The organism is Polaromonas sp. JS666, assembly GCF_900103405.1.
GTDB lineage: Bacteria > Pseudomonadota > Gammaproteobacteria > Burkholderiales > Burkholderiaceae_C > Polaromonas.
This window is the reverse complement of the sequence record NZ_FNHX01000001.1, coordinates 444,274-464,459: the sequence shown is the minus strand read 5'-3', so window position 1 is coordinate 464,459 and position 20,186 is coordinate 444,274. Positions and strand designations below refer to the sequence as shown.

Annotated in this window: 18 protein-coding genes; 14 read left to right on the top strand and 4 right to left on the bottom strand. The window is 64.3% G+C overall.

The genetic code is table 11. The features are described 5' to 3' along the window. The first annotated feature begins 46 nt into the window (after window positions 1-46). The 12 genes from BLQ85_RS02280 (at window position 47) to BLQ85_RS02225 (ending at window position 16,838) form a co-directional block, all read left to right on the top strand. On the top strand, window positions 47-1,846 hold the full coding sequence (locus BLQ85_RS02280; protein ID WP_074574440.1) for an extracellular solute-binding protein: 1,800 nt from the start codon (window positions 47-49) through the stop codon (window positions 1,844-1,846). Between the two features lie 129 nt (window positions 1,847-1,975). Beyond that, complete coding sequence (locus BLQ85_RS02275; RefSeq protein WP_074574438.1) at window positions 1,976-3,004, top strand: microcin C ABC transporter permease YejB; 1,029 nt, start codon at window positions 1,976-1,978, stop codon at window positions 3,002-3,004. Next, window positions 2,970-4,124, top strand: coding sequence for an ABC transporter permease (locus BLQ85_RS02270; RefSeq protein WP_074574437.1), 1,155 nt, complete (start codon window positions 2,970-2,972; stop codon window positions 4,122-4,124). The genes BLQ85_RS02275 and BLQ85_RS02270 overlap by 35 nt, the downstream gene beginning before the upstream one ends. Next, the gene (locus BLQ85_RS02265; RefSeq protein ID WP_074574435.1) at window positions 4,124-5,764 is read left to right on the top strand and encodes an ABC transporter ATP-binding protein; all 1,641 of its coding nucleotides are present in this window, start codon (window positions 4,124-4,126) and stop codon (window positions 5,762-5,764) included. The genes BLQ85_RS02270 and BLQ85_RS02265 overlap by 1 nt, the downstream gene beginning before the upstream one ends. Before the next feature lie 370 nt (window positions 5,765-6,134). Continuing rightward, a complete protein-coding gene (gene rimP, locus BLQ85_RS02260; RefSeq protein WP_074574433.1) occupies window positions 6,135-6,722 on the top strand; it encodes a ribosome maturation factor RimP in 588 nt (195 codons plus the stop codon). A 33-nt stretch (window positions 6,723-6,755) separates the two neighbouring features. Next, the gene (gene nusA / locus BLQ85_RS02255) at window positions 6,756-8,282 is read left to right on the top strand and encodes a transcription termination factor NusA (protein WP_007865395.1); all 1,527 of its coding nucleotides are present in this window, start codon (window positions 6,756-6,758) and stop codon (window positions 8,280-8,282) included. A gap of 28 nt (window positions 8,283-8,310) precedes the next feature. Beyond that, the gene (gene infB / locus BLQ85_RS02250) at window positions 8,311-11,211 is read left to right on the top strand and encodes a translation initiation factor IF-2 (protein WP_074575114.1); all 2,901 of its coding nucleotides are present in this window, start codon (window positions 8,311-8,313) and stop codon (window positions 11,209-11,211) included. Window positions 11,212-11,280: 69 nt separating this feature from the next. Further along, a complete protein-coding gene (gene rbfA, locus BLQ85_RS02245; protein ID WP_007865402.1) occupies window positions 11,281-11,649 on the top strand; it encodes a 30S ribosome-binding factor RbfA in 369 nt (122 codons plus the stop codon). Window positions 11,650-11,739: 90 nt separating this feature from the next. Beyond that, a complete protein-coding gene (truB, locus tag BLQ85_RS02240) occupies window positions 11,740-12,774 on the top strand; it encodes a tRNA pseudouridine(55) synthase TruB (protein WP_074574430.1) in 1,035 nt (344 codons plus the stop codon). A gap of 47 nt (window positions 12,775-12,821) precedes the next feature. Beyond that, window positions 12,822-14,648, top strand: coding sequence for a translational GTPase TypA (gene typA, locus BLQ85_RS02235; RefSeq protein WP_074574429.1), 1,827 nt, complete (start codon window positions 12,822-12,824; stop codon window positions 14,646-14,648). Between the two features lie 190 nt (window positions 14,649-14,838). Then, window positions 14,839-15,714 (top strand): DMT family transporter, encoded by an 876-nt coding sequence (locus tag BLQ85_RS02230; RefSeq protein WP_074574427.1) that lies wholly within the window; start codon window positions 14,839-14,841, stop codon window positions 15,712-15,714. Continuing rightward, window positions 15,711-16,838, top strand: a complete 1,128-nt coding sequence (locus tag BLQ85_RS02225; protein ID WP_083336736.1) for an enoyl-CoA hydratase/isomerase family protein — start codon at window positions 15,711-15,713, stop codon at window positions 16,836-16,838. The genes BLQ85_RS02230 and BLQ85_RS02225 overlap by 4 nt, the downstream gene beginning before the upstream one ends. 12 nt (window positions 16,839-16,850) lie before the next feature. Here BLQ85_RS02225 and BLQ85_RS02220 read toward each other — a convergent pair whose 3' ends face one another. The 4 genes from BLQ85_RS02220 to smpB form a co-directional block, all read right to left on the bottom strand. After that, window positions 16,851-17,684, bottom strand: a complete 834-nt coding sequence (locus BLQ85_RS02220) for an anti-sigma factor family protein (RefSeq protein WP_074574425.1) — start codon at window positions 17,682-17,684, stop codon at window positions 16,851-16,853. A gap of 13 nt (window positions 17,685-17,697) precedes the next feature. Beyond that, window positions 17,698-18,222 carry an RNA polymerase sigma factor gene (locus BLQ85_RS02215; RefSeq protein WP_074574423.1) on the bottom strand — a complete coding sequence of 175 codons (525 nt, stop codon included), beginning with the start codon at window positions 18,220-18,222 and terminating at the stop codon, window positions 17,698-17,700. 69 nt (window positions 18,223-18,291) lie between these two features. Next, window positions 18,292-18,666: a COG4315 family predicted lipoprotein gene (locus BLQ85_RS02210; RefSeq protein ID WP_074574421.1), complete on the bottom strand. Its 375-nt coding sequence runs from the start codon at window positions 18,664-18,666 to the stop codon at window positions 18,292-18,294. Window positions 18,667-18,789: 123 nt separating this feature from the next. Beyond that, window positions 18,790-19,323, bottom strand: coding sequence for an SsrA-binding protein SmpB (gene smpB / locus BLQ85_RS02205; RefSeq protein ID WP_254779651.1), 534 nt, complete (start codon window positions 19,321-19,323; stop codon window positions 18,790-18,792). A 56-nt stretch (window positions 19,324-19,379) separates the two neighbouring features. Between smpB and BLQ85_RS02200 the strand changes: the two genes are divergently transcribed. Together BLQ85_RS02200 and BLQ85_RS02195 are read left to right on the top strand one after the other, a co-directional pair. After that, on the top strand, window positions 19,380-19,826 hold the full coding sequence (locus tag BLQ85_RS02200) for a type II toxin-antitoxin system RatA family toxin (protein WP_074574418.1): 447 nt from the start codon (window positions 19,380-19,382) through the stop codon (window positions 19,824-19,826). Then, entirely contained in the window at window positions 19,813-20,169 is a 357-nt protein-coding gene (locus BLQ85_RS02195; protein WP_074574417.1) for an RnfH family protein, read from the top strand. Before BLQ85_RS02200 ends, BLQ85_RS02195 begins: the two co-directional genes overlap by 14 nt. Window positions 20,170-20,186 lie beyond the last annotated feature (17 nt).

Sequence of the window (20,186 nt, the reverse complement as noted above, 5' to 3'; positions counted from 1 at the left end):
TTGGCGCGCCGGAAATTTGCCGACCTAAGTAGGGCAGAATTGTCGCATGCGAAGTTTGCTGGTCTGGGTCCTGCTGGGAGTTTGCGCGCCGTCATGGGCCGCGCACGGCTATGCGCTCTGGGGCGACCTCAAGTACCCCGCGGGCTTTGCCCATTTCGATTACGTCAATCCCGCCGCGCCCAAAGGCGGCGACCTGCGCCTGGTCAGCAACCTGCGCTATTCGACCTTCGACAAATACAACCCCTTCACCGTCAAGGGTTCGGCGCCGGCCTACCTGTCCGACTTCATCTTTGATTCGCTGCTGGCCGGGGCGATGGACGAAACCGCCTCGGGCTACGGCCTGCTGGCTGAGGACGTTGCCGTCTCCCCCGACGGGCTGGCGGCCACCTTCCGCCTGCGCAAGGAGGCGCGCTTTCACAATGGCGATCCGGTGCTGGCTGCCGACGTCAAGCACAGCTTCGACACTCTGATGGGGCCGCATACCTCGCCGGGCTACAAAACCCTGCTTGAAGACGTCGCGGCCTGCGAAGTCGTCGATGAGCGGACGGTGCGCTTTCGCTTCAAGAAGCCGAACCGCGAGCTGCCATTGACTGTGGGTGGCCTGCCCGTGTTCAGCCGCAAGTGGGGTATGGATGCCACCGGCAAGGCCAAGCCCTTCAATGAGGTCGTCACGGACATCCCGATCGGCAGCGGGCCTTACCGCATAGGCCCCGTGGTTTTCGGCCGCGATATCACTTATGTGCGCGACAAAGCTTACTGGGGCGAAAAACTCAATGTCCGGGTCGGAACCGAGAATTTCGACAATGTCACCGTCAAGATCTACAAGGACAATACCGCCAGGCTGGAGGCGCTCAAGGCCGGCGAGTTCGACATCATGCGGTTTTTCTCGGCCGGCGACTGGGCCCGGCGCCTGGGCGGCAAGCGTTTTGACAGCGGCGAACTCGTCAAGGGCGAGTTCAGGCACCGCCTGCCTTCGGGCTTCCAGAGCTATGTGCTCAACACCCGGCGCGAAAAACTCAGCGACCCGCGCGTGCGCGAGGCGCTGGGCCTGGCGATTGACTACGAATGGATGAACCGCCAGCTGTTCTACAACGCCTACCAGCGGGTCAGCGGCCTGTTCGGCAACACCGACTGCCAGGCCGTCGGGCTGCCGACACCCGAAGAGCTGGCCCTGATGGAGCCCTGGCGCAAGCAGATTCCGGCCGCGGCTTTCGGCCCCATGTATGTACCGGCGCGCACCGACGGCGATTCTTCGCTGCGCGCCAACCTGCGCCGCGCCCAGGCCCTGCTCAAGGAAGCCGGCTGGGAGGTCCGGGACGGCAAGCTGCGCAATGCCAAGGGCGAGCCCATGGTGCTGGAATACCTGGACAGCAACGAGGGGGGCGTGCGCACGATCTCGCCCTGGATGCGCGCGCTCGAAAAACTGGGTATCCAGCTCAATTTTCGCCAGGTGGACTTCGCGCTTTACCAGCAGCGCCTGGACAAATTCGAGTTCGACATCATCTCCATCGCTTATCCCGGCACCAACAATCCGGGCCAGGAGTTCTCCGACCTGTTCGGCAGCAAGGCCGCCGGGGTGGAGAGCTCAGGTAATTTCAGCGGCGCTGCCAACCCGGCCATTGATGCCATGATCACCAAGATGACGGGCGCCAAAACCAAGGCCGAATTGCTGCCGGCCTGCCATGCGCTGGAGCGCATCGTGGCGCACAGCCATTACCTGTTGCCGCAGTGGACGGCCGGCACCCACCGCGTGGTTTACAACGCGCGCCGGCTTGCCATGCCTGGCCAGATGCCGCCATATGCGCCCGGCGAAGCGTGGATTATCAACACCTGGTGGAAAAAATGAACACCCCTGTCGGACGTTCGCTTCGCGTAACGCCTTACCCCCTTGCAGGGAGCGGCGCCTGTGGCCTGGCGGAGCCAGTTCCACGGCGCCTGCTGGGTTGGACGGGTATTTGACGGGGCTCTGATCATCATGTTTGCCTACATCCTCAAACGCTGTCTTTTGATGATCCCGACCTTGTTCGGCGTGCTGCTGATCACTTTTGTGGTGACGCAATTCGTTCCGGGCGGCCCGGTCGAGCAGTACATGGCGGAGGCCAAGGCCGGCGCCGGCCGGGGTGCCGAGGGCGGCGGCCTGAGCTACCGCGGGGGGCAGGGCGTGGACCCCAAGCGCGTCGAGCAGATCAAGGCGCTCTATGGTTTCGACAAGCCGGCGCCCGAGCGCTTTTATTTGATGCTCAAGCAGTTCCTGAGCTTTGACCTCGGCAAGAGTTTTTTCCAGAACAAGGACGTCTGGCAGCTGGTCAAGGAAAAACTGCCGGTTTCCATCAGCCTGGGCTTGTGGACCTTTTTTATCAGCTACCTGGTCGCCGTCCCGTTGGGCGTCGCCAAGGCGGTGCGCGCGGGCTCGCGTTTTGATTTCATCACCACCTTGCTGGTGCTGACCGGCTACGCGATTCCCGGCTTTGTGCTGGGCGTCGCGCTGCTGGTGATCTTTGGCGGCCAGTTGCAATGGTTTCCGCTGCGCGGGCTGACCTCCTCCAGCTGGGAAACCCTGGGCTGGGGCGCGCGTATCACCGATTACCTCTGGCACATCGCCATGCCGGTCACGGCCATGGTGCTGGGCAGCTTTGCCGTCACGGCCATGCTGACCAAGAACTCCTTCCTGGAGGAAATCCGCAAGCAATACGTGCTGACGGCACGCGCCAAGGGACTGGGCGAGCGCCAGGTGCTCTGGAAGCATGTGTTCCGCAATGCGCTGCTTCCCATCATCACCGGCTTTCCGGCGGCGTTTATCGGCGCGTTTTTTACCGGCGCGCTGCTGATCGAAACCCTGTTCTCGCTGGACGGCATGGGGCTGCTCAGCTATGAAAGCATCATCCGGCGAGACTACCCGGTGGTGCTGGGCACGCTCTACCTGTTTACCTTGATCGGCCTGGTTACCAAGCTGATTTCCGATTTGTCTTATGTCTTGGTGGATCCGCGTGTACGGTTTGACTGACCCCCCCGAAGCGGCCTCCGGCCACCTTCCCCCCGAGGGGACGCCTCCGGCAGACGGGCAAAGCCCGGTTGGCGGCGGCACTGGCCAGGAAAAGTACGTTTCCAACTCGCCTGCGCGCCGCGCGTGGAGGCGGTTCAGGCGCAACAAACTCGGGTTCTATAGCCTGGTGCTGTTTTGTGCCTTGGTGGCGCTGAGCCTGTGTGCGGAGCTGATCTCGAACGACAGGCCGCTGCTGGTGCGTTACGAGGGCGGCTATTACTTTCCCATGGTCAAGGACTACAGCGAGAAAACCTTTGGCGGTGATTTCGACACGCGGACCGACTACCTCGATCCATATATCCAGGAGCGGTTGTCGCGCGGCGGCAATTTCGCGATCTACACGCTCAACCCTTATGGGCCCAACACACTCAACTATTTCGCGAAAGAGCCCAACCCGTCTCGCCCGACACGCGACAACTTGCTGGGCACCGACGACCGGGGCCGCGACCTGCTGGCCCAGCTGATTTACGGCTTCCGGGTCAGCGTGCTGTTCGCGCTGGCGCTGACGGTCACCGGCGTGCTGCTGGGCATGCTGACAGGGGCGCTGCAGGGTTATTTCGGCGGCAAGACCGATTTGCTGTTCCAGCGTTTCATGGAAATCTGGGGCTCCATGCCCGAGCTCTACCTGCTGATCATTTTCAGCGCCATCTTCGCGCCCAGCGTGGCTTTGCTGCTGATTCTGCTCAGCCTGTTCGGTTGGATGGGGCTGTCGGACTATGTGCGCGCCGAATTCCTGCGCAACCGGCAGATGGACTATGTGCGCGCCGCCCGCGCGCTGGGCGTGGGCAACCTGCAGATCATCTGGCGCCATATCCTGCCCAACAGCCTGACCCCGGTCGTGACTTTCCTGCCGTTTCGCATGAGCGGCGCCATCCTGGCGCTGACTTCACTGGATTTTCTGGGCCTGGGCGTGCCGCCCGGCACACCTTCGCTCGGCGAACTGCTGTCCCAAGGCAAGAACAGCATAGACGCCTGGTGGATATCTCTGTCCACCTTTGCGGTGCTGGTCATGACATTGCTGCTGCTCACCTTCATGGGCGACGCCTTGCGCGACGCCATGGACCCTCGGAAGGCCGACTGATGGCAACGCCGCTGCTCGACGTCCAAAACCTGCGGATCTCGTTTGCGGGCAAATCCGTGGTTCACGGCATTGATTTTTCCATCGCTCCCGGCGAAAAGCTGGCGCTGGTGGGCGAGTCCGGTTCGGGCAAGACCGTGACCGCTCTCAGCCTGCTGGGGCTGGTGCAAAACGCTGCGGTGAGCGGAAAAGCCGTTTTTGCCGGCGTGGATGCGGCCGAACGCGCGGCCAGCGGGGCACCGCCCAAGGCACCCGTTGATTTGCTGTCCCTGCCGGAGTCTTCCCTGCGCGGAATACGCGGCCGCGACATCGCGATGATCTTCCAGGAGCCCATGACGGCGCTCAATCCGCTCTACAGCGTGGGCGACCAGATAGCCGAAGTGCTGGAGCTCCACAAAAACCTGTCCCGCGCCGAAGCGATGCAGGGCGCGATCCAGCTGCTGGCCGACACCGGTATTCCCGAGCCCGCGCGCCGCGCCAGAGCTTTTCCGCACCAGCTCTCGGGCGGGCAGCGGCAGCGGGCCATGATCGCCATGGCGCTGGCCTGCCAGCCCCGGCTGCTGCTGGCCGACGAGCCCACCACGGCGCTGGACGTCACCTTGCGCGGCCAGATCCTGGACCTGCTGGGTGAGCTGCAGCAGCGCAACGGCATGGCTGTGCTGCTGATCACCCACGACCTCAACTTGGTGCGCAAGTTCGCCGACCGGGTTGCGGTGATGGAAAACGGCCGTATCGTGGAGCAGGGCACTGTGTCGGAGGTGTTTGCCCGGCCCCAGCACCCCTATACCCGCAAGCTGATCGACAGCAAGCCGCGGCGCGACGGGCTGGCGGCGGCCGATGCCGCGGCGGATGCCGCGATCACGATGAAAGCCGAGGGGTTGCGCGTGAGCTATCCGGTGCCGGTTCCCGGCATACGCGGGTGGTTCCGGCGCGGTGAATTTGTCGCGGTGAAAGAGGCCAGCTTCCAGATTCCGGCCGGGAGAACCTTAGGTGTGATTGGCGAATCGGGCTCCGGCAAGTCCACCCTGGCGCTGGCCAGCCTGGGCCTGTTGCCTTTTTCAGGGCAGCTGCAGGCGGCCGGCCAGGCCTGGGGCCGCGAGGCCGCGCGTGACAAAGCCATGCGCCGGGCGGTCCAGGTGGTGTTCCAGGACCCGTTTTCCTCGCTGTCGCCGCGCATGAGCGTCGAGGCCATCGTGGAGGAGGGCCTGCGCGTGCACGAGCCCGGCCTGGCTCCTCCTGCCCGGCGCGAGCGGGCCATACAGGCGCTGGTCGATGTCGGTATGACGGAAGCCCAGTTTCCGGGCCTGCTGCAGCGTTACCCGCACGAGTTCTCGGGCGGGCAGCGCCAGCGCCTGGCGATTGCCCGGGCGCTCATCATCAATCCCAGCCTGCTGGTGCTGGACGAACCGACCAGCGCACTGGACGTGACCATCCAGAAGCAGGTGCTGGGCCTGCTGCAAAAACTCCAGCGCGAGCGCGGCCTCAGCTATTTGCTGATCACGCACGACGTGGACGTGATACGCGCCATGGCGCATGACGTCATGGTGATGAAGGACGGCGATGTGCTGGAGTCCGGCTCGCTCAGCGAGGTGCTGGATTCGCCGCGTCATCCCTATACGCGTGTGCTTGTAACGGCTGTATAGGCCCGTAGTTTTGAGGATTTACTTTAAATAATCGAAAAATCTCAATGATTTTATTGAGAATTTTTATATTTGCCTGTGGACGTCGTTGAAAAGCAGCACGAGGCGCCTATCTTTGTTTCTACCGGTCCCGCCACAAGCTGGCAATCCATGAATGACGGTGTGATGGCTTAACAAAAAGGGTTAAGGCGGGCTGCTCCCGCCGGAGTTTTGAGCGGCGACTCTCGTTTCAGGCACGGAAATTGTTTGCATCGAGGGGCGCAGCGCGTTACAATAAGAGCTTCACGACCAAATGGGCGGGTTTTCACCGCCCATTTTTTTTGGGCGTTTGTTTTTGAACTATTGAACTAATAGAGCGGGTTTTAGAGACTGAATGGCATTGCAAGAGACGATTGAGCAAACTGTGACGGGGCTGGGCTACGAGCTGGTCGAGATCGAGCGCACCGGCGGCGGTTTGCTGCGTGTCACGATCGACATGCCTTACGTCCAGGGCGCCGAGCAGTTCATCAATGCCGAGGACTGCGAAAAAGTCACCCGCCAGCTGCAGTTTGTGCTGGAAGTCGAGGGCGTCGAGTACGCCCGGCTGGAGGTCAGTTCCCCCGGCATCGACAGGCTTTTGCGCAGCGAAAAGGATTTTGAGCGTTTTGCCGGCGAGCTGGTCGACATCACGCTGAAGGCGCCGATTGGCGTGGCGGCCAGCGCCGGTTCGACGGTGACGGCCAGCCGCAAGAAGTTTCGCGGCACGCTGGAGCGCGCCGAGGCCGGCTGGCAGGTCGTCTGGAGTGACGAGCCTCCCGCCAAACCCGGCCAGAAAATTAGCAAGAAGAGGATTCCCGCACCGCTGCAGGCGCTGGGTTTCACGCTCGACGAGCTTCACCAGGCGCGGCTTGCGCCCGTGGTGGACTTCAAGGGCCGCAAACCCAGATCGGCCCCCGGTGCCGCATCCTCCACAGAGAATTAAATTTCAAGAAATGAAGAAAGGCAGGCTTGTGAAATGAATCGCGAACTGTTGATGTTGGTTGACGCCATCTCGCGTGAAAAAAATGTGGAGCGCGACGTCGTGTTCGGCGCTGTTGAGCTCGCGCTCGCCTCGGCCACCAAAAAAGTGTACGAAGGCGAAGTGGACATCCGCGTGGTGATCGACCGTGACAGCGGCAACTACGAGACTTTCCGCCGCTGGCTGGTGGTGCCGGACGAAGCCGGCCTGCAAAACCCCGAAGCCGAAGAGCTGGTGAGCGACGCGCGCGACGAAATCCCCGACATCGAAGAGGGCGACTACATCGAAAAGCCGGTTGAAAGCCTGCCCATAGGCCGTATCGGCGCGCAAGCCGCCAAACAGGTCATCCTGCAAAAAATCCGTGATGCCGAGCGCGAAATGCTGCTGAACGACTTCATGTCGCGCGGCGACAAGATTTTTGTCGGTACCGTCAAGCGCATGGACAAGGGCGACATCATCGTCGAGTCCGGCCGCGTCGAGGGCCGTTTGCGCCGCGGCGACATGATCCCCAAGGAAAACCTGCGCTCCGGCGACCGCGTCCGCGCCATGATCATGGAAGTCGACACCACCCTGCGCGGCGCGCCCATCATCCTCTCGCGTACTGCGCCCGAGTACATGATCGAGCTGTTCCGCCAGGAAGTGCCTGAAATCGAGCAGGGCCTGCTGGAGATCAAATCCTGCGCTCGCGACCCCGGTTCGCGCGCCAAGATCGCCGTGCTGTCGCACGACAAGCGCGTCGACCCCATAGGCACTTGCGTCGGCGTGCGCGGCACCCGTGTCAACGGCGTGACCAACGAGCTCGCCGGCGAACGCGTCGACATCGTGCTCTGGAGCGAAGACCCTGCCCAGTTCGTCATCGGCGCGCTGGCCCCGGCCAATGTGTCATCCATCGTGGTTGACGAAGAGCGCCATGCCATGGACGTCGTCGTCGACGAGGAAAACCTGGCCATCTCCATCGGCCGCGGCGGCCAGAACGTGCGCCTTGCCGCCGAACTGACCGGCTGGAAGATCAACATCATGACGGCCGACGAGTCCGCCCAGAAGCAGGCCAGCGAAACCGACACCAGCCGCAAGCTTTTCATGGAAAAGCTCGACGTGGACGAGGAAATCGCCGACATCCTGATCTCCGAAGGCTTCACCAGCCTCGAAGAGGTGGCTTATGTGCCGCTGCAGGAAATGCTGGAGATCGAATCCTTCGACGAAGACACCGTCAATGAGCTGCGCACCCGCGCCAAAGACGCGCTGCTGACGATGGAAATCGCCAAGGAAGAAAATGCCGAGGGCGTTTCGCAGAACCTGCGCGACGTCCAAGGCCTCACGCCAGAGCTGATCGCCAAATTGACCGAAGCGGGCATCACCACCCGCGACGACCTGGCCGACCTGGCTGTGGACGAACTCACCGATATCACCGGCCAGTCTGCGGACGAGGCCAAAGCCCTGATCATGACCGCTCGCGCGCATTGGTTTACCGATGAGCCCGCTGCCGCTGACACCCCTGCACCCGCAGCGGCCCAAGAGCAATGATCATGAAAGGCCTGCAGGAAAAAAACATATGTCCAGTACCACCACCGTCGCTGAATTCGCAGCTGAACTCAATAAATCCCCCGCCACGCTGATCGAGCAATTGACCAGCGCGGGCGTCGCCAAGGCGCAGCCCAGCGACCCCCTGTCCGAGGCGGACAAGCAAAAGCTCCTGGGCTATTTGCAGGCCAGCCATGGCACTGTCACGGCCGAGCGCAAAAAAATCACGCTGGTGAAAAAATCCACCAGCGAAATCAAGCAGGCCGACGCCACCGGTAAGGCCCGCACCATCCAGGTCGAAGTCCGCAAAAAGCGCACCTTCATCAAACGCGACGAAGGCTCGGACCAGCCCGCCGAAGAAGTGCAGCCCGAAGTGGCCGCACCGCCGCCAGCGCCCGTCATCGATGACGCCGAGTTGATCCGCCGCGAGGAAGAAGCCCGCCGCCACGCCGAGTTGCTGCGCCGCCAGGAGCAGGAACTCGCCGAAAAACGCCGCCTGCGTGAAGAGCAGGACGCGAAGGACGCCGCGCGCGAACAGGAACGCCTGGCCGCCGAGCAGACCGCCCAGGCCGTCGCTGCAGCTGCTGCCGTCGCCGACGCGAAGAAGGCCAAGCCTGCCGCAGGCAAGGCCAAGGAAGCCGCCGCGCCGACGGCCGCCGCCTCCAAGGCCGCTGAAACCGCCGCCGCCGAGCAGGCCACCAAGTCCGCTGATGCAGCGGCCGCGGCCGCCGCCGCCAAGGCCAAGGCCACCGCTGAATTCCAGGCCGACGCCGCCAAGGCGCAGGAGCTGCAGGAACGCCGCCGCAAGGCTGAGGCCGAAGCCGCGGGGATCCGCGCCATGATGTCCGCGCCCAAGCGCGTGCTGGTGCCGCACGTCGACCCCAAGGCCGCTATCAAGGGCACGCTGCACAAGCCGGCCGGTGCGCCGGGCGCCGCGCCCAAGCCGGGTGCTCCCGCGGCCGCCGCCGCGCCGGGCGCTGCGGGCAAGAAGGAAGTCAAATCCGAGAACCTGTCCTCGACCTGGAAGGACGACGCCGCCAAGAAGAAGGGCATCCCGAGCCGTGGCGCGCCCGTCGTGCCCGGACGCGGCAACTTCCGCAGCGGCCCGCGCGGCCGCCGCAGCAACGACCGCGAAGCACGCCCCGAGTCCACTTTTGTGGCGCCGACCGAGTTCAAGGTCATCGAGGTGCACGTGCCTGAAACCATCACCGTGGCGGAACTGGCGCACAAGATGAGCGTCAAGTCCTCCGAGGTGATCAAGCACCTGATGAAGCTCGGCCAGATGGTCACCATCAACCAGCCGCTGGACCAGGACACCGCCATGATCGTGGTGGAAGAAATGGGCCACAAGGCGGTCACCGCCGCGCTGGACGATCCGGAAGCCTTCACCGACGACGACGTGCAGGGCCAGCAGGCTGAACTGCTGCCGCGCGCGCCCGTGGTCACCGTCATGGGCCACGTCGACCACGGCAAGACCTCGCTGCTCGACTACATCCGCCGCGCCAAAGTGGCCGCGGGCGAAGCCGGCGGCATTACCCAGCACATCGGCGCCTACCACGTGGAAACCCCGCGCGGCATGGTGTCCTTCCTGGACACCCCGGGCCACGAGGCCTTCACCGCCATGCGTGCCCGTGGCGCCCAGGCCACCGACATCGTGATCCTGGTGGTGGCAGCCGACGACGGCGTGATGCCGCAGACCAAGGAAGCCATCAAGCATGCCAAGGCGGCCGGCGTTCCCATCGTGGTGGCGATCAACAAGATCGACAAGCCCGATGCCAACCTGGACCGCGTCAAGGGCGAACTGGTCACCGAGGAAGTGATTCCCGAGGAATTTGGCGGCGAGTCGCCTTTCGTGCCGGTTTCCGCCCGCACGGGCGCCGGTATCGACCAGCTGCTCGAGCAGGTGCTGCTGCAGGCCGAAGTGCTGGAACTGCGCGCGCCGGTTGACGCCATGGCCAAGGGCCTGGTCATTGAAGCCCAGCTCGACAAGGGCCGCGGCCCGGTCGCGACCGTGCTGATCCAGTCCGGCACGCTCAAGGCCGGCGACGTGGTGCTGGCCGGTTCGACCTACGGCCGCGTGCGCGCCATGCTGGACGAAAACGGCAAGCCGATCAAATCGGCGGGCCCCTCCATCCCCGTGGAAATCCAGGGCCTGACCGAAGTGCCGCAGGCGGGCGACGAGTTCATGGTGATGACCGACGAGCGCCGCGCCCGTGAAATCGCCACCTACCGCGCCGGCAAGTTCCGCAATACCAAGCTGGCCAAGCAGCAGGCCGCCAAGCTGGAGAACATGTTCTCCGACATCTCGGCGGGCGAGGTCAAGATGCTGCCCATCATCATCAAGGCCGACGTGCAGGGCTCGCAGGAAGCGCTGGCCCAGTCGCTGCTCAAGCTCTCGACCGACGAGGTCAAGGTGCAGCTGGTGTACTCCGGCGTCGGCGGCATTTCCGAGTCCGATGTCAACCTGGCGATCGCCTCCAAGGCCGTGCTGATCGGGTTCAACACCCGCGCGGACGCCCAGGCGCGCAAGCAGGCCGAGAACAACGGCATCGACATTCGTTACTACAACATCATTTATGACGCTGTGGACGAACTCAAGGCCGCCATGTCCGGCATGCTCACGCCCGACAAGAAAGAAGAAGTCATCGGCAATGCCGAGATTCGCCAGGTGTTCAAGGTCAGCAAGATCGGCTCCATCGCCGGCTGTATGGTCACCGCCGGTGTGGTTCGCCGCAGCGCGCGCCTGCGCCTGCTGCGCGAGAACGTGGTCATCTTCACGGGTGAACTCGACTCGCTCAAGCGCTTCAAGGACGACGTGCGCGAAGTCAAGGAAGGTTTCGAGTGCGGCCTGAATATCAAGAACTACAACGATATTCAAGAAGGCGACATTCTCGAATTCTTCGAGATCAAGGAAGTGGCGCGTACCTTGTAAAACGGGCCGGCCCGCCGCCTTACCGCGGCGGGCCCTCCAGACAAGACAAGACTCCGCCCCATTCAGCCCATGCGTAAAAAGTCATCCACCCCCAACCGCGGCTTTCGTGTCGCCGATCAGATCCAGCGCGACCTGACGGAGCTGATCGCGCGCGAACTGAAAGACCCGCGGGTCGGGATGGTGACCATCCAGGCCGTCGAGGTGACGGCCGACTACGCGCACGCCAAGGTGTTCTTCAGCGTGCTCGTCGGCGACCCGAAAGAGTGCGAGGAAGCGCTCAACCAGGCCGCCGGCTTTCTGCGCAACGGCCTGTTCAAGCGCCTGATGACGCACACGGTGCCGACCCTGCATTTCCACTTCGACCGCACCACCGAGCGCGCGGCCGACATGAACGCCTTGATTGCCAAGGCGGTCTCTTCCCGCGCGCACGACGACTGAGTTCGCGCCGTTCCCCTTGATGACAGGTTCAGGGACAACGGCGCCAACGAAGCGCCGGGCTTGTCCCGTGCGCCGAGCCTGTCGGAATTTATGACGCAAACCTCTTCTCATCGCCAGAAAATCCAGCGACGTCCCGTGCACGGCGTGCTGCTGCTCGACAAGCCGCTGGGCCTGTCGAGCAACCAGGCCTTGCAGAAGGCCAAATGGCTGCTGCGCGCCGACAAGGCCGGCCACACCGGCACGCTGGATCCGCTGGCCACCGGCGTGCTGCCGCTGTGTTTTGGCGCGGCCACCAAGTTCAGCCAGATCCAGCTCGATGCCGACAAAACCTACGAGGCCGTCCTGCTGCTGGGCAAAAAGACCAGCACGGCCGACGCCGAAGGCGAAGTCATAGAGACCCGGCCCGTGCCCGAGATCACGCCGGCCTTGCTGCGGGACCTGACCGTGCGTTTCACCGGCCCGCTGGCGCAGGTGCCGCCCATGTATTCGGCGCTCAAGAAAGACGGCAAGGCCCTCTACGAATACGCCCGCAAGGGCCAGGAGGTCGAGCGGGAAGCCCGCCACATCACCATCTTCAAGCTGGAAATGGCCCAGGTCCACGACGAACGCGCACCGGCCGCCATCAAGATCACCGTGACCTGCAGCAAGGGCACCTATATCCGCACGCTGGGCGAAGACATCGGCGAGGCCATAGGCTGCGGCGCCCACCTGGGCTCGCTCAGGCGGCTGGAGACCGGCGGCTACACCACGCAGCAGTGCGTGAGCCTGCCGGCCCTGGAAGCCATGACCGAGCCCGAGCGCGAAGCCTGCCTGCTGCCGGCCCAGTCCCTGGTGGCCGCGTACCCGTCTGTCACATTGGACGCCGACAATGCGGGGCGGTTTTTAAGCGGCCTGCGCCGCCGGGGCGAGCCCGGCCAGTGGGGCGCCGACGCGCCGCTGGTGCAGGTCTATGGTCCCGCGGCGGGGCAGGGCGGCGACGCCCCGGCCTTCCTGGGCTCGGCCCACATCACGGCGGACGAGCTGATTCCGCAGCGCCTGCTGAGCCCGATAGAGATCCAGGACATTCTGAATGCCGCGCACAGTCTCGGCGGCGCCGCGCCCGCGGCGGCCCTTGTTCACCATTGACAGTTTTTGCCAGTTTTTGACGTTTTAAAGTTCCCAGAAAGCCAACCATGAGCCACAAACAGATCCGCAATATCGCCATCATCGCCCACGTTGACCATGGCAAAACCACCATGGTCGACCAGCTGCTGCGCCAGTCCGGCACCTTCGCCGAACACGAAAAGGTGGTCGACACCGTGATGGACAACAACGCCATCGAAAAAGAACGCGGCATCACCATCCTGGCCAAGAACTGCGCCGTGACCTGGGAAGGCACGCACATCAACATCGTCGACACCCCGGGCCACGCCGACTTCGGCGGTGAAGTCGAGCGCGCGCTGTCCATGGTCGACGGCGTGGTGCTGCTGATCGACGCGCAAGAAGGCCCCATGCCCCAGACGCGCTTTGTGACCAAGAAGGCGCTGGCCCTGGGCCTGAAGCCCATCGTCGTGGTCAACAAGGTCGACAAGCCGGGCGCCAATCCCGACAAGGTGGTCAACGCCGCCTTCGACCTGTTCGACAAGCTGGGCGCGACCGACGAGCAGCTGGACTTCCCCGTGGTGTACGCCTCCGGCATCAACGGCTGGTCCTCGCTCGAGGAAGGCCCGCCCAACGAACAGTGGGGCCCCGACATGTCGGCCCTGTTCAACACCATCCTCAAGCATGTGCCGTCCCAGAAGGGCGACCCGGCGGCGCCGCTGCAACTGCAGATCTCCGCGCTCGACTTTTCGACCTTCGTCGGCCGCATCGGCGTGGGCCGCATCAGCCAGGGCACCATCAAGCCCATGATGGACGTGGTCGTCATGGAAGGCCCGGACGGCAAGGCTGTCAAGGGCCGTATCAACCAGGTACTGACCTTCCAGGGCCTGGAGCGCGTGCAGGCTACCGAAGCCGGCCCCGGCGAGATCGTGCTGATCAACGGCATTGCCGACATCGGTATCGGCGTGACCATCACCGACCCGGCCAACCCCGCGCCGCTGCCCATGCTCAAGGTCGACGAGCCGACCCTGACCATGAACTTCTGCGTCAACACCAGCCCGCTGGCCGGCCGCGAAGGCAAGTACGTCACCAGCCGTCAGATCTGGGACCGCCTGCAGAAAGAGCTGCAGCACAACGTGGCCCTGCGCGTCAAGGAAACCGACGAAGAGGGCATTTTTGAAGTCATGGGCCGCGGCGAGCTGCACCTGACCATCCTGCTGGAAAACATGCGCCGCGAAGGCTATGAGCTGGCCGTCTCCAAGCCGCGCGTGGTGTTCAAGGATGTCAACGGCGAGAAGCACGAGCCTATCGAGCTGGTCACCGCCGACATCGAAGACCAGCACCAGGGCGGCGTGATGCAGGCCCTGGGCGAGCGCAAGGGCGAACTGGTGAACATGGAGCCGGACGGCCGCGGCCGTGTGCGCCTCGAGTACCGCATCCCGGCGCGCGGCCTGATCGGCTTTACCAACGAGTTCCTGAACCTGACGCGCGGCTCGGGCCTGATCTCCAACATCTTCGACAGCTACGAGCCGCACAAGGGCGACATCGGCGGCCGCAAGAACGGCGTGCTGATCTCCATGGACGACGGTGAAATCTTCACCTACGCCCTGGGCAAGCTGGACGACCGCGGCCGCATGTTCGTGCGCGCCAACGACCCGGTGTACGAAGGCATGATCGTCGGCATCCACAGCCGCGACAACGACCTGGTGGTCAACGCCACGCGTACCAAGCAGCTGACCAACTTCCGCGTCAGCGGCAAGGAAGACGCGATCAAGATCACGCCGCCGATTGAATGCACGCTGGAATACGGCGTGGAATTCATCGAGGACGACGAGCTGGTCGAAATCACGCCCAAGTCCATCCGCCTGCGCAAGCGCCACCTCAAGGAAAGCGACCGCAAGCGCGCTGGTCGGTCTTGATGCCCCCACGGTCGCTCACTTCGTGTAGCTCCCTGCCCCCCGAGGGGGCCGCCCGCCTGTGGCCCGGCAAAGCCGGTTCCACGGCTCATGCTGGTCGAAGAGGGAACCGCTAAAAATCAGGCCGCTGCGCGTAAGCTCCAGCGGCCTTTGCATTTATGTTCGTACAACAACCCGAACCATTGCCTATCCCATGAAACTCACGCATTCCCGCGCCGTTTTCCTGATGATCCTGGTGACCATGATGTGGTCCATCGCCGGTGTGGTGACCCGCCACCTGGAATCGGCCCGCAGCTTTGAGGTCACCTTCTGGCGCAGTTTTTTTACGGTGGTGTCGCTGCTGGTCATCCTGCCGTTTTTCCAGGGCAGGGCGGTGTTCAGCAAGATCCGCAACGGCGGCTCGGCCTTCTGGCTGTCGGGTGTCTGCTGGAGCGTGATGTTCACGGCTTTCATGGTCGCGCTCACGCTGACCACCGTGGCCAATGTGCTGGTGACCATGGCGGTCAGCCCCTTCATCACGGCCCTGCTGGCGCGCGCCTTCATCGGCCACAAGATTCCGGCACGCACCTGGCTGGCCATCGCCATGGCAGGCGCCGGCATTGCCTGGATGTACGGCGGGCAGATGGACCTTTCCAGCCACATCGGCGGAACCCTGGTGGCCTTGATGGTGCCGCTGGCCAGCGCCAGCAACTGGACGGTGGTGCAGCACAGCCGCGCCCACGGCAAGAATGTCGACCTCGTGCCCGCGGTGCTGCTGGGCGCGGCGATTTCGACGCTGGCGACCTTGCCGCTGTCGCTGCCGTTTTCCGCCACGGCGCATGACGTCGGCCTGCTGGCGCTGCTGGGCCTGGTGCAACTGGCGATTCCCTGCGTGCTGTCGGTGATGTGCGCCGGTGTGCTCAAGGCGCCGGAAGTCGCCCTGCTGGCGCTGCTGGAAGTGATTTTCGGCATTCTGCTGGCCTGGTTCGGCGCGGGCGAGGTGCCCGGCGCCAGCGTGCTGACGGGGGGCGCGCTGGTCATAGGCGCGCTGGTGGTCAATGAACTGATTGGATGGAGGCAGCGGCCATGAGCGGCATGAACACCGAGACCCGGCCCGAGGTGCTGGTCGAGCGCCGCGGCAACGCCGGGCTCATCACCCTGAACCGCCCCAAGGCGCTCAATGCGCTGTCCCTGGGCATGATCCGGGCCTTGTCCGCCGCCTTGCTGGCCTGGCGCGACGACCCGGCGGTTCATGTCGTGGCCATACGCGGCAGCAACAAAAAAGGCCAGCCCGGCACACCGGAGAGCCTGTTCGGCGGCTTTTGCGCGGGCGGCGACATCCGCTTTTTTCACCAGGCGGTGTTTGCCGGCGATTCCGCACTCGGGGACTTCTTCACCGAGGAATACGCCCTCAACCACCTGATCCATACCTACCCCAAGCCCTATGTCGCCTTCATGGACGGCGTGGTCATGGGCGGCGGCATGGGAATCAGCCAGGGTGCCAAATTACGGATCGTGACCGAGCACACCAAGATGGCCATGCCCGAGACCAACATCGGCCTGTTTCCCGATGTGGGCGGCGGTTATTTCCTGAGCCGTTGCCCCGGCCACGCGGGTGAATACCTGGCGCTGACGGGGGATGTCATTGGTGCGCAAGAGGCGCTGGACTATGGGCTGGCCGACATCCAGGTCGAGGCGGCCCGCCTGCCTGAGTTGTGGGATGCATTGGGTCGCCAGGCCTTTGCTTCGGCCGCAGCGGCTGAGGCCTGGATAACGGCGCAATGGACCGCGGGCCAGACCCGGCCGGCTAAGGCCGACAGCCGGATCGACGGCTATTTTTCCCTGCAGCGCGTGAAACATATCGTCGACGCGCTGGAAGCCTCGCCGGACCCATGGGCGGCCAAAACCGCCGCCACCTTGCGTAAACGCTCGCCGCTGATGCTGCATGTGACGCTGGAGCAGATTCGCCGCGCGCGCGGCATGGGCCTGGCCGACGACCTGCGCATGGAGCGCGACATGGTGCACCACTGCTTTCACCTGCGCCCAGGCGCGGCGAGCGAGACCGTCGAAGGCATACGCGCGCTGGCGATTGACAAGGACTACAAGCCGCAGTGGAACCCGGTGCGCATCGAAGACGTTAAGCCCGGCATGGCGGAGGCTTTTTTTGCCAGTCCCTGGACGCCTGAGACGCATCCCCTGCGCGGGCTGAAGTAAACGGGCCGAGGTTTAGAGCTGCTGGTACACCCGCTGCGCCAGCTTCATCAGTTCATCGCGCGAGACGGCGCCGCTCAGCGCATAGCCAAAGCCCTGGTCCACCCAGTAAAACGAGGGCACGGGGCCTTCGCCGCTGTAGCGGAAAGCGGTTTCCTGTGCGGCCTGGGACTGCGGCAGGGCGGCCGCATCGATGGCGCCCAGGTATAGCGTCAGGCGCAGGCCGGCCGCGTTCTGGAACATGAATTGCGCGCGGGCGCCACCGTCACCGGACAGCAGCCTGCCGCCAACCAGCTCATAACCCTCGGCCGCCAGCACTGGCACTTTCAGCGGCCGGCCCACGCGCTTGGACAGCCACTGCACCAGGTGTTCCTGCTGCGCGGCGGTGACCTCGACGGGATGGCGCACCTCGGGCGAAAATACCGCATGCGCCAGCGAAGCCTGGTGCACAAAGGATTGCGCCGAGCGCGCAGCGGCGAATTGTTGCGGCGCCGGGCCGCCCAGCTGCCCATGCGACAGCCAGCCCACGCCAAAGGCCAGCACCACGGCGGCGGCCATGCCGCCCCAGCGCCGCCATTGCTCAATTTGCCGCTTGCCCGCCTGGCCGCGGCGCGCGGCGGCCAGCAGGGCGTCAGGGATGGCTTCGTCCAGCAAGGGACGATGCAGGGTACGCAAGGCCTCGCGCTGGGCCCTCCAGGCCCGCAGGGTCTCGCGTGCGGCGGTGTCTTCGCCCAGTTGCGCTTCGAGCTCGGCCTGCCGGGCCGGTGGCAAGCGGCCGTCGACCAGGGCGTTGATCCGGTCGTGCAGGACTTCACTTTGGGCGTGCGATGTGTCGTGGGATTTTTCCATGGGATTGCTGCCTTTACTTCAGGCGCCTGAGCTGGGCCGGTGCGGTGGCGGCTACCGGAGCCGGGCCGTCCATCAATTCGCGCAATCGGCTGCGCGCGCGGGACAGCCGGGACATGACCGTCCCGACCGGCACGCCGGTGATCCTGGCGACTTCCTCATAGCTGAGGTCTTCGAGGCTGACCAGCAGCAGCACGGCCCGCTGGTCTTCGGGCAGGCGCAGCAGGCAGCGCTGCAGGTCCAGCGACTGGGCGGTGCCGGCCTCCGGCGCCGCAAGCTCGTTCTCGACCTCGTCGACATTGACCATCGTGCCCGCGGCCGCCTGCCGCAGGGAGCGGCGGACCTGGTTGACAAAGATGTTGTGCATCAGCGTGAACAGCCAGGCACGCAGGTCGCTGCCCGCCACCCACAGCCGCCATTTGGAGCAGGCGCGCTCCAGCGTGTCCTGCACCAGGTCGTCGGCCGTCCAGGCGTCGCCCGTCAGCGCGCGCGCATAGCGGCGCAGGCTGGGGATATGGTCGGTCAGCGGAAAGTGGGTCATGCGTGGTGCAAAGCCTGCTGCGATCGTAACCAGGCCGGGCTGGGCGGGGCAGGCAGCAGCGGCGCGGCGTCAGGGTTTGGCGACGTGCCAGACGGTCCCCACGTTGTCGCCGGTCTTGTCGCCCGGCTTGCTGTCCTTGGCCCAGTAATACAGCGGCTTGCCCTTCATGGCCCATTGTTTCTTGCCATCGTCGCGGGTGATCACCGTGTAGTCGCCGGCCGCTTTGTCGGCATCGCTGGCCATCAGGGGCGGCCAGTTGGTGGCGCAGGGGCCGTTGCAGACGGATTTGCCGCTGTTGGCGGCGTCGCGGTCGAAGACGTACAGCGTCATGCCGTTGGGACCGACCAGCACGCCGTCGGCAACGCCGGCCGGGGCGGGGGTGGTCATGGAGGCGCAGCCGCCAAGCAGGGCAGCCGCCAAAAGGGCGGTGGACAGCAGTTTCATGGAATTCTCCGGTGTGGTGTTGTGGGCGTTTTCGCTTGCGCAGCACGCATGTGCATGCGGCTGCACAGGGATAAACACCGGCCGGGGCCGGTTTATTCCATCGCAGGAGAAAAAAAGCCGCCGTCAGCGGTTGCGGGACTTCATGGCGCGTTCAACCTCGCGTTTGCCCTCGCGATCCTTGATGGTGTCGCGCTTGTCGTGCTCGCCCTTGCCCTTGGCCAGGCCGATCTCGCATTTGACCTTGCCGGCCTTCCAGTGCATGTTCAGCGGCACCAGGGTGAAGCCTTTTTGCTCGACCTTGCCGACCAGCCTGCGGATTTCTTCCTTGTGCATCAGCAGCTTTTTGGTCCGCACCGAATCGGGCCGCACATGCGTGGAGGCCGTGCCCAGCGGGTTGATCTGGCAGCCGATGATGAACAGCTCGCCGCCGCGCACCACCACATAGCCGTCGGTGAGCTGCACCTTGCCTTCGCGCAGGGACTTCACCTCCCAGCCTTCGAGCACCATGCCGGCTTCAAAGCGCTCCTCGATGTGGTAATTGAAGAGGGCTTTTTTGTTGTCGGCAATGCGCACGGCCGCGGCAGCGGCTTTGGGGGACAGCTTGGCGGAAGGCGTTGCGGCCGGTTTTTTGGAGGAGGATGCTTCTTTGGTGGCCATGGATAAGAGATAGGGGCGAAAACCGGAAAGTACAATTGCGCCCAGCCTTCCATTGTATGAAAACCGTTCACAAGTCCGTTTTAATCTGGTACAGCGCCGCCGAGATGTATGCCCTGGTCACCGACGTCGCCCGTTATCCCGAGTTTTTGCCCTGGTGCGACCAGGCCTCGGTGCTGGAGGAGGGTGCGCACGGGATGACGGCAAAAATCGGCCTCTCCATCGCCGGCCTCTCGCAGAGCTTCACCACACGCAACACCCACGAAAAAGACCGCAAGGTCAGCCTCAAGCTGGTCGACGGCCCTTTTTCAAAGCTGGACGGCCACTGGGATTTCACGCCGGTGGGCAAGGGCGGCGAAAGAGCCTGCAAGGTCGAGTTCAGCCTGCGCTATGACTTCGACAATGCCGCGCTGGCGGCGCTGGTCGGTCCCGTGTTCGACAAGATCGCGGGCAGCCTCGTCGATGCTTTTGTCAAACGAGCCTCGGACGTCTATGGCGAGCCCTGAGGGCGGCACTCCGCTGCTCATCACCCTGGCTTATTCTCCCGCGCCGCGGCAGGTGCGGGAATGGACGCTGGAGCTGGCGGCCGGCGCGACGGTGGCCCAGGCCTTGGCGGCCAGCGGAATATTCAACGAATTTCCCGAGCTGCGGACCGCCCGCCTGGTGCTGGGCATCTGGGGCCGCAAAACCACGCCGGGACATGTGCTGCACAGGCAGGACAGGGTGGAAATCTACCGCGGCCTGCGTGTGGACCCCAAGGTGGCGCGCCGGGAGAGGTTCAACCGCCAGGGCGCCAAACGGGCCGGGCTGTTTGCCAAAACCCGGGCCGGCGCGAAGGCCGGCTATTGAGATGAAGAGCAGAGGCC